Genomic DNA, 13,085 nt, shown 5'->3' with positions numbered 1-13,085 from the left:
TCAAGGTTGCCCGCGTCGCCTCAGTGATCGCCTCCACGGGCAGTAGCCCGCCGATGAGCTTCCGCTTCAAATCGTCCCCCCAAATCCACGCGTCCGGCGCCAGCATCTCCAGAAGTTCGTATCAGGGGCGCACGACATAGGCCGTCATGACCTGCTGCGGGCCGAACGAACTGCGGTCTCGACGCGGTCCGCGGCGCACTCAAGGCTTTCATGCTCCCAGATTCGGACCACGGTCCAACCGAGTTCGCGCAGATACGTGTCCGTCTCGCGGTCACGCGCGATGTTGCCGCGGAGCTTCGCCTCCCACCAAACTCCATTCTTCTTAGGCATCGTCTTGTGGTCAGGGCACCCGTGCCAGAAACACCCATCCACGAACACAACTACACGCTGCAAAGGGAATACAATGTCGGCCCGCCGCCGCGACATTCCAGGTAATGGTCGATGAACGCGATACCGTAGGCCGCGGGCGTGTAGTTCGCGCCGCAGCACCATCTCAGCATCGGTGTCGCGCCGCCGCTGCCTTGACATGCGGAGCGAGGTACGTGGATCGGTCAGCGGTGTCCCCGACATCTGCTACTCGTCCTCAAATATGGAGAAGAGGCTGCTCCATTTCCCTGTATCGGGCGCCAAGACACTAGAGCGTCGGTACGGGCAGGCGACATCCTGGCACAGCCCCCCCGCAAATGGCTGAACACCGGCAGAGACCAGTTGGTCCAAAAGTGCGGTGGGCGACATGACGCCCAAGGCCCGCCCGTCCACGACGGCTCGGCCGAGAACGGCACGATCACGGGTCAAGAAGACATGCGCCCCCACCGACTGAGCTTCGCCAACAAGATCTCGGTCGGCGCCCTCGGGGAGACCATCGATCGTTCCGTATTCATGGAGGTCTTCGAAATCAGCTGGTGCTACGACGGTCCAGTCGCTGTACTGAAAAGCAAGCGTCTCGCCCAGGGCATCGATTGCCCGTTCACGCTTCGCGAGAACGTGATCAGTACCCCTTCTGCCGTCAGTGCGTGACCGCGGGGTGGCGATGAACCGGATGTCGCGCATCAACCAGACGTCTAGGACACTTCCAAGCGCCAGCAGCTCAACCTGGTAAAGCTCCCCTACGTGCGGTGCTCCACCATCGAGCAATGTGTTCCCGTGCTGTTGCATGTCGATGAGGATGTTCGAATCCAGCGCAACGACGAGCGGCCCGTGATACCCGGCCGGAAACAACGCGGGCAATGCGGCATGGCAGAACCCCAAGCCCCCATCGTCACTTACTGCGTGCAGCACGACCTCGAGCGTATGCCGTGCCAGCCCAGGAGTGTAACGAAACGCCAGCCTACTGCCGCCGAGTTTCCCGCCAATGTCGGCGGAGCCGGCTATGGTGCCTACATGGCGCAGGGACCACGCTCTTCTTCGCGCGGCAAGGTCCGCGTGCTCGACCTCTTCAGCGGCGCAGGCGGACTAAGCGAAGGTTTCTCCAAAGCATCAAAGCGTTACACAACAATTCGGGCAGTAGAGTTAGACGACGCGGCCGCCGCCACATACGCCGCCAACCATGGCAAGACCACGGTATATGCAGGTGCGATCCAGGATTGGCTGAGGAACGAAGAGGTCCCACAGGCCGATGTGATCATCGGTGGACCACCTTGCCAGGGCTTCTCGGCCCTGGGCAAGCAAAACGTGCGCGATTCACGAAACAGGCTGTGGGAGTACTACGCCCGTACGATTGGCAAAGCGCGGCCACGGCTGTTCGTGCTCGAAAACGTCCCGGCCTTTTTGACGTCGTCGCAGCACAAACGATTCCGCGAGATGTGCAGCAGCAGAGGAGAACTTAGCGACTACGCCTTCGAAGCCGAAGTACTAAATGCCGCTGACTACGGTGCCGCCCAGATACGCAAGCGAGTGATCCTAATAGGCCACCATCGAGACATAGAATTCCCAGGCTTCCCGAGTAAGACGCATGGTCCGCCGGAATGGCGCACTGTCAAGGAAGTGTTGTTGGGGCTACCCGAGGTCGTCAGGCAGCTAAATCTTCCTGCTCGCTGGTATGAATTCCGCGGCAATATGTTGCCTGGGAGTTACCGCACCGATGAACTGCACGTAACCCGGCACTACGAGCACATATCGCTGCAACGGTTTGCCTATATTAAGCCCGGGGGCAACCGCTTTCAATTGCCCGACGATCTGAAGCCAGACTGTTGGCGCAAGCACACATCTGGGGCCGGTGACGTAATGGGCAGGCTGTGGTGGGACCGACCGTCCGTGACCATCCGAACCGAGTTTTTCAAGCCCGAGAAGGGTCGGTATCTTCACCCGACAGAACCGCGCGCCCTCACTCATCAGGAAGCGGCGCTTATCCAAGGATTTCGGGACAGCTACCGGTGGGTGGGCACGAAGACCTCAATCGCACGACAGATCGGCAACGCCGTTCCCATTCCGCTCGCGAAGGCCCTTGGAAGGCACCTCGAAGCGTTCCTTTGACTGGAGCAGCTTATGGAAGAAACTCAAAAAAAAATCACTTCGAAGTTCCTCAACTCCAATAAGTTTTTACCGTACATTGATGAAATTCGGTTTCCGATGTACAAGTCACTCGCTGACGGACTCGTCCTTCCGTTGGATTGGCCGATCATCGCTCTCATCGGTCCGAACGGCACCAACAAATCCTCAGTCCTACAAGCGATCTCATCAGCACCAGAGGGGCGCAGCCTCGCCCAGTTCTGGTTCTCTACGGATGTCGACGACATCGACGCAGGCCCACGCGGCAAGGTTGATCACCGATTCATCTATAAGTACCGGTTTGATCTTTCCGGAATCAGCGCCGAGTGCAGGAAGTACCGGGGATCCAAGAAATACAGATCGGCCGATGTACCGTGGCAGCTTAGAGGCCGACGAGACCCCGACTATTGGGAACCGACAAAACGAGTTACATCCGACGATATGGCTGACATTCCCGTATCGGGGTATGACGACCGGCTCTCCAAAAGCCGCGACCGTTGGAATCCGATTCAGAAAAATGTTGTTTACCTCGATTTCCGTTCGGAACTCAGTGCGTTCGACAAGTTCATCCACCATCAATCGTTCGACCACTGGACGCCCGACGCAACCCAAAAACGCTATAAGGCTGTGGTCCGGTCCGAGTGGATCGCCAGAGCACTAGCGGGCAAACAGCTCCCGAAAGCCGAGCGCCCAAAACTGATTGCCCCCGTGCGATACCTCGCGGAGGAACAGGTGTCCCATATATCGACCATCCTTGGTAAGCCGGTCGGTAAGATCGCCATCGTCGAGCACCGATTCTTTGGGCCAAGCGGATACACCGTCCGACTTCATCTCGTGGGAAACCAAATTGCCTACTCTGAGGCTCATGCCGGCAGCGGAGAGTACGCTGTAGTTCGGATGGTCGACGCGATTTCGAACGCCCCACCGCAGTCCCTGATACTTCTCGACGAACCTGAAGTCTCCCTACATCCAGGCGCCCAAACAGAGCTTATGAAGTTCATCGAAGGCGAGGTTCTCAAGAAAGGGCATCAGATAGTCATATCGACGCATTCGCCTGCACTTGCCGCACGCTTGCCCGACCAAGCAATCAAAGTCTTCGGCTTCGATGCCAGTCAGCAGAGAGTCGTTCTAGTCGCAGACGGGTGTTCGCCTACCGAGGCGTTTGCCCACCTCGGACACACGACGGCAGCGCCTACGCGTCCCCGACTAATCGTTGAAGATGAGTTAGCCGCTGAAATTGTACGGGCTTCCCTTCGTCGCCATGCGCCCACCAAGCTGAACACGCTCGAAATCGTTCCATTTCCTGGCGGCGCTGACGGGATCGTCCAGAATGTCCTCCCAACATTGGCAATCACCCATGTTGACAAGACTGGGATTCTTCTCGACGGCGACCAGCGTCCCACGACTTTCGATTCCGAGCGCACCGTCGAAACCGAGGCGGATGTAGGGAAAGCGATGTCCAACTTGACGGCACTGACGGAGCTGTGGACAAACCAGTTTCACAAGACGCGGCCAAATCTTCACTCCGACTCGAACGGCGGCCGGGACACGGACGTACTCCACATCTGTATCACGTGGGCTAACTCCCATCTCGGCTTCTTGCCCGGGAAGTCGCCGGAAGGAGCCGTTGCGGTGGCAGCCGATGCTGACGTAGTTCAGCCAGCCGATGGCTGGAAAGACTTCTGGGAAAGGCAGGTGCGCATGCACTATCACCTGACCGACGCTGAAGTGGTCACTTCCGGGCAGATCTTGAGTCTTCAGCGGAGCCAGCTGGCGGAACTTCCAACGGAAGCCGACCTCCTGCTACAAGTACATGAGGCGGTAGCACGAATTATCGACTGGTAGCCCCCTGGCCGCCGCCTATCTCGGCCCAAGTGTCGCTGGTGGGTTAACCTCCAATAGCGCCAAGCATGTTGTCTGCTTGCCCCAGCCACATGGCGGCACCGTACTGCCACTGCTCCCAGGCGTGTGCGCCGGTAACAAACGTGCTTGGAGTGATGCGGTACGCCGGCGCAACTACGGCCGCGCAGGCAACGCCGCCAACCACCCCTCCGAAAGCAACTCCAGCAACTGCCCGTCCGGATCCCGAATCATCGCCATCGCCTGACCGACGCTCCCCTCAACCACCGCTCCCCCGAACTCGGCCACCCGAGCCAACACACCAGGCAGATCCGACACCGAGAATGAAATGTGCGTCAGACCGATCTGGTCCGTTGTCCGCTCCGAGCCCGCATGAACCTGACGCTTCGAATAGTCCATCAGTTCCAGCACCAAGCCATCGCGCACCAGATAGGTCGCGTGCACCCCGAGCGGCTCGGGCAGCCCCACCAGCTGGGAGGTCGGGCCGTCGGGCGGGTCGAGTTCCCACCAGAACTGGAACCCCAGCAGGCCCTCGTAGAAGCGGCGCGACCGTTCGCGGTCCGCGACGCATAACCCAACGTGGTTGAAAACCGTCCGATGGCTCGTCATAACGACCTTTCCGCAGCAAACCGGGCCCAGGCGGTCGCGCCGACCGACCTGCAAACCGCTTTCACCACGCCGCTCAAACGCGTAATAATGCAAAGATAATAAAGCGCACCGCCGAAGAGGCAGATCACCTTCCGTTGGAGGGCTTTTCGATGGCCACACGTCCGAACGTCAGCGCCGACGCGATCGTTGACTTCGACCATCATTCCGACGCTTTCAACCTCAACGAGCTGGCCGTCAACGCCGACCTGCGGCAGCGATGTCCGGTGGCGTGGAACGAGAACTACGGCGGGTTCTGGTTCCTCAGCAGTTATGACGCCGTAAGCCAAACCGCCCGCAATGGCGGCACTTTCGCCCACAAATACGAGCCCAACGCGCCAGACGGCGTCGACTACCAAGGCGAGATGGGCGTCCCCCGCCCCGACGGCCAGCCGGCCCTGGGCATCGGCGAGGTCGACGGTCCCTACCACCAAGCCCTACGGCACGCGCTCGCGCCGTTCTTCTCCCCCGGCGCCGTCGAGAAACTCAAGCCGTTCATGGAGCAATCCGCGCACTGGTTCCTCGACCAACAAATAACAAAAGGGCACATGGACTTGGTGCTCGACTACGCCAGCCCGGTCCCGGCCATCCTGACCATGAAGTTGATGGGCCTGCCCTACGACAATTGGCACTTGTACGCCAACCTCTTTCACGCCGTCATGGCCGTCTCCCAAGACAGCGAAGAGTACGCGCAAGCGATCGCCAAGGTGCCCGCCATGATGGAAGAGGTGCTCGAGTTCGCCGCCGCACGACGGGCCGACGCCCGAGAAGACCTGACCAGCTTCCTCGTTCAATTCGAGTTCGACGGCCAGCGCCTCACCGACGAACAACTGCTCAACATCCTGTGGAACCTCATCGGCGGCGGCGTCGACACCACCACCTCCCAGACCGCGCTCACCCTGCTGCACCTGGGCACCCACCCCGACCTCCGCCAGCAACTCATCGACCACCCGGAGCTGCACCGCACCGCCACCGACGAATTCCTGCGCTACTTCTCGGTCAACCAAACCCTCAGCCGCACAGTCACTCACGACGTCGTCCTCGCCGGCCAACGCCTGCGCAAGAACGACAAAGTCGTCATCAGCTGGCTGTCGGCCAACCACGACGAAAACGAGTTCGACCGGCCCGACGAGATCATTCTCGACCGCGCCCCCAACCGCCACGTCGCCTTCGGGCTGGGCCCACATCGCTGCATCGGCTCCCACCTGGCCCGGCTGATGTCCGGCGTGATGGTCAAGGCCGTCCTCGACCGCATCCCCGACTACGCAGTCGACGTCGAAAACGTGCACCAATACCTGGGCAACCCGAGCATGACCGGCCTGGGCACGCTCCCGGTCACGTTCGCGCCGGGAAAAAGCCAACAAACAGAACGGCCCTGGTAATCGCTCAAAGCACTTGCGCCACAACGCCCGCGATGATGTCGTCGGGGGCCTGAACGATCCCGACCGCACCCAGTTGGCCGCCGATGGCCAGCGAGGCGATGCCGTGCACCAGCGACCACAACGGCGCGGCCACCTCCCGAGGATCCCGATCCCCGACGATGCCGGCCTCCTGGCACTTGGTGATCGCGTCGAGCAGGTCGCCGAACGCCTGCTCGCCGGCCACCGCCACGCTCGGCTGCTCGGCCTTCAGCGACTCCGCCCCGAACATCACCTGATAGTGATCGGGGTGGTCAATGGCCCAGCGCACATAGGCGCGGCCGAGCTCGACCACCCGCTCCTTCGGATCGGAAGCGCGGTCGGCGGCCGCGGCCAGGTCGGCGTGCAACTGCTGGAATCCCTGTTCGGCGACGGCGGCCAGCAGCTCCGCCTTATCGGCGAAGTGCCGGTACGGCGCCGCGGCGCTAACGCCTGCGCGCCGCGCCGCCTCGGTGAGGGTGAACCCCTTCGGCCCCTTCTCGGCCACCAGCGATAGCGCGGCACTCGTCAGCGCCCGCTTGAGATCACCGTGGTGATAGCTCTGACGCCGCCGAACGGCCGACCGCTGCACTGCCATGTTGACGACATTAACATTAGGATCTATGTTAATGCTATTCACATCGGCGACCAAGGAGACGAAATGTCGAATCTGCTGGAAACCACATCGACGCTCGCCGGCACCCACGACCGGGAAAAGACGGCCGACCTGCTCGGTCAGGCGTTCGCCCAGGGATACCTGCAGGTGGACGAGTACGACCAACGGCTGCAGACGGTGTTCCAGACGCACACCGCCCAAGACCTGCGCGACCTCGTCGCGGACCTGCCGCTCGATCGCGTCCGGCGCCACGACCCGCGCCGCCGCGCCGCCCGCCTCGCCGCGGCCCGCCGTGGAGTGCGCGCGCACCTCGCCGCGTACCTCACCATGTGCGTCATCGTGCTCACCGTCTGGGCGGCGGTCGCCCTGACCACCGACGCCACCTACTTCTGGCCGATCTGGCCCATCCTCGGCGCGGGAATCGGATTCGTCAGCCACGCCGCATCGATACCGCGTGGCAAGCAAAGCCGTTGAGCACCAGCACTCTTCGCTAGGAGAAGCTATGAAGAAGACGGCAGTGGTCACCGGCGCCAGCTCAGGGCTGGGCGCGATCTTCGCCGAACAGCTGGCGCAACGGGGTTTCTCGTTGGTGTTGGCCGGGCGGGACCGGACCCGGCTCGAGGCCGTCAAGCAACGGATCGGGACGGGCACGGACGTCGAATTGGTCGTCGGCGACCTTGCCGCCAATGACGGTGTCGAGGAGCTAATCGCCCGTCTGGACGGACGGGCGATCGACGTGCTCGTCAACAACGCGGGCTTCGGCACCTACGGCCCGTTCGCCGAAATCGACGCCGGCCGCGAACGCGAACTCGTGGCGGTCAACGTCGACGCGCCGGTCCGCCTAACCCACGCGGTCCTGCCCGGGATGCTGGCCCGCGGCCGCGGCGGCATCTTGAATGTCGCCTCCACCATCGCCTTTCAGCCCGGCACCTATCAGGCCACCTATGGCGCCTCGAAGGCGTTCGTGCTGTCGCTGAGCCAGGCGTTGTGGGCCGAGACCCGCGGCTCCGGTGTCACCGTGACCGCGCTGTGCCCCGGACCCACCCAGACGGGATTCGTCGACGCGCTCGGGTCGGACGTCTCGCACACCGCGATCTACCGCCACCTCGCCGAACCGGGTCCGGTGGTGACCGCCGGGTTGCGCGGTCTCGACCGCGGCCGCGCGGTGGTCGTGCCCGGCTGGCGCTACCGGGTGATGGCGACGGGCGGACGGCTCGCGCCCGGATGGTTGTCGGCGCTTATGAGCGGTCGAATGCTGCGCCCCGCGGCGGCGCCGGCGAAGGCGGCGTGACCACCCTTGCGCCGCCTTCGCGCTAGCACATCCGCTAGCGCGTTTGGAAATCGTTTCATGGCCGGAAACCCGTGACGCATGTGACGTTTGGGGCACCGCGGCCTCGGACCATCCGAAACGCAGCGCACGCGGTTACGACGCTGTCGCGTACTGCAGCACCGGTTCCGAGGAATCGACATGCCCGTAGCTGATGATCCGCAGCCGGTTCGGCCGCACCTCGTAGACGACGCCGTCGACCGGGTTTGTCACGTCGAAGCCGTCATCGACCCGCTCGGCATTGGACAGCTCGATGTGGGCGCCGTCGCGAATCCGCTCGCCGCGGTAATAATAAGTGCCGCTGAGGTTTTGGCACACCACCGCCAGCGACTTAGCGGTGCGCACCACCAAGGCCGGCGGATTGCCCGGGTCGCACCGGGCCGTCTCGCCGACGAACCCTAGACCGTCGGCGCCCTTCACCGGGCGAGACAGCGTGGGCGTCAACGGCGGCGGCGCCGTAGGTGACGGCGACGCCGCCTGTGCAGTCGTAGGCGGCGGAGACGTCGACCCGTTGTGATGAGTACCGCCAACCAAATTCATCGACAAGACCAGTCCGGCGATCAACAGCACCGCCGCCACCGCGGCCACCACCACCGGAGTGCGACCGATCGCCGGCCAACGCCACGAAGGGCCGGACGCAACAGGCCGCTCGGGACCGCTGTCAGCGGGCTTGTCAAGTTCTGGCAGGGGGACGGTCGGCAGCGGGCGTGTCTTGGGAGGCGGTCCGCTTCGCCCGGCGGCCACACCCACCGGCTGCTCGTAGGCCGCGAATACCGCGTCACTGGCGGCGCGGGCAAGTTCACCGGCAGATGCGAATCGCGCCGCGCCGTGTTTGGCCATGCCCCGGGTGATGATGTCGTCGTAATCGCGGCCGACACCGCGGCGCATGATGCTGGGTCGCGGCGCCGGCGCCAGCATGTGCGCGCGCTTCAGCTCCCCCGCGTCCTCGCTCTCGAACGGCGGTTGACCGGTGAGGCATTCGTAGAGCACGCACGTCAACGAATAGACGTCGGTCTGCGGCCCGACCCGCCCGGTGGTGAAGCGCTCGGGCGCCATGTAGGTCCGTGAGATCGTCTCGTCGCCGGCGGCCTGGGCGATGCCGAAGTCGGCGAGGTAGGTGAAATGGTCGTGGGTCAGCATGATGTTCTCGGGCTTGACGTCGAGGTGCAGCAGCCCGGCGGCGTGCGCGGCGTCCAGGGCCCGGGCCACCTGCGCGGTGATCGACGCCGCCCGCGACGGCTCCAACCCGCCCTGCTCACGCAGCAGGTCTTTGAGGCTGCCCCCGTCGTCGACCAGGTGCATGTCGATGAAGGGCACGCCGTCGATCTCGCCGAAGTCGTGCAGCGGCATGACGTGGGGCTCCTGCAGCCGCGTCACCTTCCGGCACTCCCGCCAAAGACGTTGCTGGAAGCCGGGGTCCGCGGCCGTCTCACCGCGTAACAGCTTGAGCGCGACCATCCGGTCCTTAACCGTGTCGTACGCGCGGTAGACCTCGCCCATGGCCCCGGTGCCGATCAGTGATCGCAGCTCGTACGGCCCAAACCGGGTACCGAGCCGCGAACCGCGGGACGAGGAGGTCAACAAACGATCCTTTCTCCTTCAAGACAGTCCAACGCCGCGGATTCCCGAATCGGGCGTCGACATAACGTGCGCAGCCTCACGCGTGTCGCTACTCCGAGACACCGCTGACGGCCGCTATTGTCACCCGGCCAGACCCACACGAGCCTTCGCGAAAACTGCGCCCGCCCCACCCTAACGGCGTCTCTGCTCGCATGCATCCCACCGATACAGTGAGTAATTGTCCGGCACGTAAGAAGGTGAGGCCTTCGATGACCGACATGACGGCGCAATTCGCGAGGATCGTCGGCGAGCACAACCTGCTTACGGGCGATGCGATTTCCGACGGCTACGCGCACGACGAGGTGCTGACCAAGCCGCCGCAGAAGCCCGCATACCTGGCCAAGCCGGCGGCCGCCGACGAGGTCGCGCAATTACTCAAGGCCGCGTCGGAAAACCGCGTGCCGGTGACCGCCCGCGGTTCGGGCACGGGCCTGTCGGGCGCGGCGATCCCCCGGACGGACGGGTTGCTGATCTCCTTCGAGCGCATGAACGCCGTGCTGGAGGTCGACGTCACCAACCAGGTCGCGGTCGTGCAGCCTGGCGTGACGCTGACCGAGCTGGACGACGCGACGGCCGGCACCGGGCTGCGGTACATGGTGCACCCGGGCGAGCTGTCCTCCAGCGTCGGCGGCAACGTCGGCACCAACGCCGGCGGCATGCGCGCGGTCAAGTACGGCATCGCCCGCCACAACGTGCTCGGGCTGCAGGCGGCGCTGCCGACCGGCGAGCTGATCCGCACCGGCGGCAAGATCGCCAAAATCTCCACCGGCTACGACCTGACCCAGCTCATCGTCGGCTCCGAGGGCACCCTGGCCCTGGCCACCGAGGTGACCGTCAAGCTGCATCCGCGCCTCGACCACGCCGCCACTGTGCTCGCGCCGTTCGCCGACTTCGATCAGGTGATGGAGGCGGTGCCCAAGATCCTCGCCAGCGGCCTGGCGCCCTACATCCTCGAGTACATCGACAGCGTGACGATGGCCGCGCTGGTACATACCCAGAATCTCGAACTGGGCGTGCCCGACGCCGTCCGGGACAGCTGTCAAGCGTATCTGGTTGTGGCGCTTGAGAATCGGACCGCCGAGCGGCTGGACGAGGACGTCGAGACGGCGGGTGAGCTGCTCGCCGAGCTGGGCGCGGTGGACGCCTACGTGCTCGAGGGCGGGTCGGCGCGCAAGCTCATCGAGGCGCGCGAGAAGGCGTTCTGGACGCTCAAGGCGCTCAACGCCGACGACCTCATCGACACCGTCGTGCCGCGCGGAGCCATGCCGAAGTTCCTGTCCGGCGCGCGCGGTCTGGCGGCGGCGGCCGCTGCTGCCGCGGCGGGCTGCGGGCACGCCGGTGACGGCAACGTGCACTTGGCCATCTTCTGCCCGGACCCGGCGATCCGAAAGCAGCTGCTGACCGACATCTTCGCGCTGGCAATGGAATTGGGCGGCGCGATCTCCGGTGAACACGGCCTGGGCCGCGCCAAGGCGCCCTACTTCGTCGAGCTCGAGGACCCGGTCAAGGTCGACCTGATGCGCCGCATCAAGGCGAGCTTCGACCCGGCCGGCATCCTCAACCCCGATGTCGCGTTCGCATCGGGTAGCGAGTAGTCAACGCGCCGTTGCCAATTGGCTCACGATATCGAGCCGGAGGAACTCCGGCGCCTTGATCACCCTACGCAGCATGAAGCGGATGAACGCCGGCATGTCGGTCGCGTTCGCGTCGCGGAACACGACCGGCGCGCCCAGCTGGTAGCGCCGCCGCCTGGTCTCCAGTTCACAGCCCCCCGCGGCGAGGACGTTGCGCACCCAATCCGTCTCGGGACCGTAGGTCAGCGCGATCACAAATCCGTTGTGGCGGCGAAAGACCCACAGCGGGGTCCGAAAGGTGCGTCCCGATTTGCGCCCGCGATGGACGACAACTCCCCATCCCGGCGCCCACGGAGCGATGTACTTGGTGAATCGGTTGAGGCCGACCTTGTTGAACCGGGCGACCCATCGTGGTGCTGGCATCTCCGTAACTCCTCACGTGGAGAATTTATAGATCCAGGCTAAAACCCGGCCGCCCGGAAGTCAACGACTGTAGAATTTCTAGACTGTGCCCCCCATCGGACGACGCCCGGGCAACCCGGACACCCGCAACGACATCGTGGCGACCGCCCGACGGCTGTTCGCCGATTCGGGATACGACAAGACGTCGGTCCGCGACATCGCCGCCGGCGCCGGCGTCGACCCGGCGCTGATCCGGCACTATTTCGGCAGCAAGGCCGAGCTATTCCGGTCCACCATGGGGTGGCCCTTCGACCCGGCCGAAATCAGCGAACGCATCGCTCGCGGCGATCGCAGGGAAATCGGCGAGCGCCTGACGCGGGTGTTCTTCGCGGCATGGGAGCAGCCGGACTCCCGAGCATCCCTACTGGCGATCCTGCGGGGTGCGGCCACCCACGAAGAGTCGGCCACGCTGGTGCGCCAGTTCATTCAGGGTCAGCTGTACCCGGAGATGGCCAAGCTGCTGTCAGGGTCGGACACTGAACTGCGCATCGATCTGGCAATGGCCCAACTGCTGGGCATCGCCTACCTGCGCCATGTCCTTCAGGTCGAGCCGATCGCGTCCGCCCCGGCGGACGAACTCGTTGCGCGGGTGACGCCAGTTGTCACCGCCCATCTCACGTCGCGGGGCTGACAACCTCGGCCTGAAAACCTCAGCTACGCAACGGCTCTCGACCGATCGCCGGCGTGACGGAGGCGTCGACGTCGGTTTCTTCGTGGTCGGCGAGCCAGCGTTCGGCGTCGATGGCGGCCGAGCAGCCGCTGCCCGCGGCGGTGATGGCTTGGCGGTAGGTGCGATCCACCAGGTCCCCGGCGGCGAACACCCCCTCAATCGACGTACTCGTGGTGCGGCCTTGCACCAGCACATAACCGTCGGGGTCGGTCTGGACCACCTCACGCACCAACTCCGAACGCGGGTCATGGCCGATGGCCACGAACACCCCGGTCACCGGCAACCTCGACACCTCACCGCTGAGCGTGTCGCGCACCCGCAAACCCGTCACCGTGGACTCACCCTCCACCGCCTCGACCGCCTTGTTCGTCAGGATGGTGATCTTGTCGTTGGCCTTGGCCCGTTCGAGCATGATCCGCGACGCCCG

14 protein-coding genes are annotated in these 13,085 nt (G+C 64.2%); 7 read left to right on the top strand and 7 right to left on the bottom strand.

Annotated features, from left to right (window positions below):
• Nucleotides 1-144 precede the first annotated feature (144 nt).
• Nucleotides 145-570, bottom strand: coding sequence for a very short patch repair endonuclease (locus tag A5659_RS06415; RefSeq protein WP_067023462.1), 426 nt, complete (start codon nucleotides 568-570; stop codon nucleotides 145-147).
• A 3-nt stretch (nucleotides 571-573) separates the two neighbouring features.
• Nucleotides 574-1,278: a hypothetical protein gene (locus A5659_RS06410; protein WP_156748863.1), complete on the bottom strand. Its 705-nt coding sequence runs from the start codon at nucleotides 1,276-1,278 to the stop codon at nucleotides 574-576.
• A gap of 102 nt (nucleotides 1,279-1,380) precedes the next feature.
• On the opposite strand from A5659_RS06410, the gene A5659_RS26795 reads away from it, so the two are divergent.
• On the top strand, nucleotides 1,381-2,472 hold the full coding sequence (locus A5659_RS26795) for a DNA cytosine methyltransferase (protein ID WP_082975934.1): 1,092 nt from the start codon (nucleotides 1,381-1,383) through the stop codon (nucleotides 2,470-2,472).
• Between the two features lie 12 nt (nucleotides 2,473-2,484).
• The gene (locus A5659_RS26790; protein WP_082975914.1) at nucleotides 2,485-4,332 is read left to right on the top strand and encodes an ATP-binding protein; all 1,848 of its coding nucleotides are present in this window, start codon (nucleotides 2,485-2,487) and stop codon (nucleotides 4,330-4,332) included.
• A gap of 171 nt (nucleotides 4,333-4,503) precedes the next feature.
• Here the strand turns inward: A5659_RS26790 and A5659_RS06395 are convergent, their stop codons facing one another.
• Nucleotides 4,504-4,956: a VOC family protein gene (locus tag A5659_RS06395; protein WP_067023452.1), complete on the bottom strand. Its 453-nt coding sequence runs from the start codon at nucleotides 4,954-4,956 to the stop codon at nucleotides 4,504-4,506.
• A 149-nt stretch (nucleotides 4,957-5,105) separates the two neighbouring features.
• Between A5659_RS06395 and A5659_RS06390 the strand changes: the two genes are divergently transcribed.
• Nucleotides 5,106-6,374: a cytochrome P450 gene (locus A5659_RS06390; RefSeq protein ID WP_067023450.1), complete on the top strand. Its 1,269-nt coding sequence runs from the start codon at nucleotides 5,106-5,108 to the stop codon at nucleotides 6,372-6,374.
• Nucleotides 6,375-6,378: 4 nt separating this feature from the next.
• Here the strand turns inward: A5659_RS06390 and A5659_RS06385 are convergent, their stop codons facing one another.
• Nucleotides 6,379-6,981, bottom strand: a complete 603-nt coding sequence (locus A5659_RS06385) for a TetR/AcrR family transcriptional regulator (RefSeq protein ID WP_066871486.1) — start codon at nucleotides 6,979-6,981, stop codon at nucleotides 6,379-6,381.
• Nucleotides 6,982-7,050: 69 nt separating this feature from the next.
• Here A5659_RS06385 and A5659_RS06380 point away from each other — a divergent pair, with 69 nt between their 5' ends.
• Both A5659_RS06380 and A5659_RS06375 read left to right on the top strand, forming a co-directional pair.
• Complete coding sequence (locus A5659_RS06380; protein ID WP_067023447.1) at nucleotides 7,051-7,479, top strand: DUF1707 domain-containing protein; 429 nt, start codon at nucleotides 7,051-7,053, stop codon at nucleotides 7,477-7,479.
• A gap of 28 nt (nucleotides 7,480-7,507) precedes the next feature.
• A complete protein-coding gene (locus A5659_RS06375; protein ID WP_067023440.1) occupies nucleotides 7,508-8,296 on the top strand; it encodes an SDR family oxidoreductase in 789 nt (262 codons plus the stop codon).
• Between the two features lie 132 nt (nucleotides 8,297-8,428).
• Here the strand turns inward: A5659_RS06375 and A5659_RS06370 are convergent, their stop codons facing one another.
• Nucleotides 8,429-9,913, bottom strand: a complete 1,485-nt coding sequence (locus tag A5659_RS06370; RefSeq protein ID WP_067023437.1) for a serine/threonine-protein kinase — start codon at nucleotides 9,911-9,913, stop codon at nucleotides 8,429-8,431.
• Nucleotides 9,914-10,161: 248 nt separating this feature from the next.
• Between A5659_RS06370 and A5659_RS06365 the strand changes: the two genes are divergently transcribed.
• Nucleotides 10,162-11,547 (top strand): FAD-binding oxidoreductase, encoded by a 1,386-nt coding sequence (locus A5659_RS06365; protein WP_067179884.1) that lies wholly within the window; start codon nucleotides 10,162-10,164, stop codon nucleotides 11,545-11,547.
• Here A5659_RS06365 and A5659_RS06360 read toward each other — a convergent pair whose 3' ends face one another.
• Entirely contained in the window at nucleotides 11,548-11,949 is a 402-nt protein-coding gene (locus tag A5659_RS06360) for a nitroreductase family deazaflavin-dependent oxidoreductase (protein ID WP_067023431.1), read from the bottom strand.
• 85 nt (nucleotides 11,950-12,034) lie between these two features.
• On the opposite strand from A5659_RS06360, the gene A5659_RS06355 reads away from it, so the two are divergent.
• Complete coding sequence (locus tag A5659_RS06355; RefSeq protein WP_067023428.1) at nucleotides 12,035-12,619, top strand: TetR/AcrR family transcriptional regulator; 585 nt, start codon at nucleotides 12,035-12,037, stop codon at nucleotides 12,617-12,619.
• Between the two features lie 19 nt (nucleotides 12,620-12,638).
• Here A5659_RS06355 and A5659_RS06350 read toward each other — a convergent pair.
• The coding region (locus tag A5659_RS06350) for an NAD(P)/FAD-dependent oxidoreductase (RefSeq protein ID WP_197497936.1) at nucleotides 12,639-13,085 on the bottom strand (447 nt) is incomplete at its 5' end.

The sequence above is a fragment of the Mycobacterium sp. 1165196.3 genome (assembly GCF_001673415.1).
Lineage (GTDB): Bacteria > Actinomycetota > Actinomycetes > Mycobacteriales > Mycobacteriaceae > Mycobacterium > Mycobacterium europaeum_A.
This window is presented reverse-complemented; position numbering and strand designations above follow the sequence as displayed.

What these genes read in the sequence shown, in the direction of transcription:
- A5659_RS06415 (WP_067023462.1), bottom strand. Translation starts at nt 570, where the DNA reads ATGTCGGGGACACCGCTGACCGATCCACGTACCTCGCTCCGCATGTCA.
- A5659_RS26795 (WP_082975934.1), top strand. Translation starts at nt 1,381, where the DNA reads ATGGCGCAGGGACCACGCTCTTCTTCGCGCGGCAAGGTCCGCGTGCTC.
- A5659_RS26790 (WP_082975914.1), top strand. Translation starts at nt 2,485, where the DNA reads ATGGAAGAAACTCAAAAAAAAATCACTTCGAAGTTCCTCAACTCCAAT.
- A5659_RS06395 (WP_067023452.1), bottom strand. Translation starts at nt 4,956, where the DNA reads ATGACGAGCCATCGGACGGTTTTCAACCACGTTGGGTTATGCGTCGCG.
- A5659_RS06390 (WP_067023450.1), top strand. Translation starts at nt 5,106, where the DNA reads ATGGCCACACGTCCGAACGTCAGCGCCGACGCGATCGTTGACTTCGAC.
- A5659_RS06380 (WP_067023447.1), top strand. Translation starts at nt 7,051, where the DNA reads ATGTCGAATCTGCTGGAAACCACATCGACGCTCGCCGGCACCCACGAC.
- A5659_RS06375 (WP_067023440.1), top strand. Translation starts at nt 7,508, where the DNA reads ATGAAGAAGACGGCAGTGGTCACCGGCGCCAGCTCAGGGCTGGGCGCG.
- A5659_RS06365 (WP_067179884.1), top strand. Translation starts at nt 10,162, where the DNA reads ATGACCGACATGACGGCGCAATTCGCGAGGATCGTCGGCGAGCACAAC.
- A5659_RS06360 (WP_067023431.1), bottom strand. Translation starts at nt 11,949, where the DNA reads ATGCCAGCACCACGATGGGTCGCCCGGTTCAACAAGGTCGGCCTCAAC.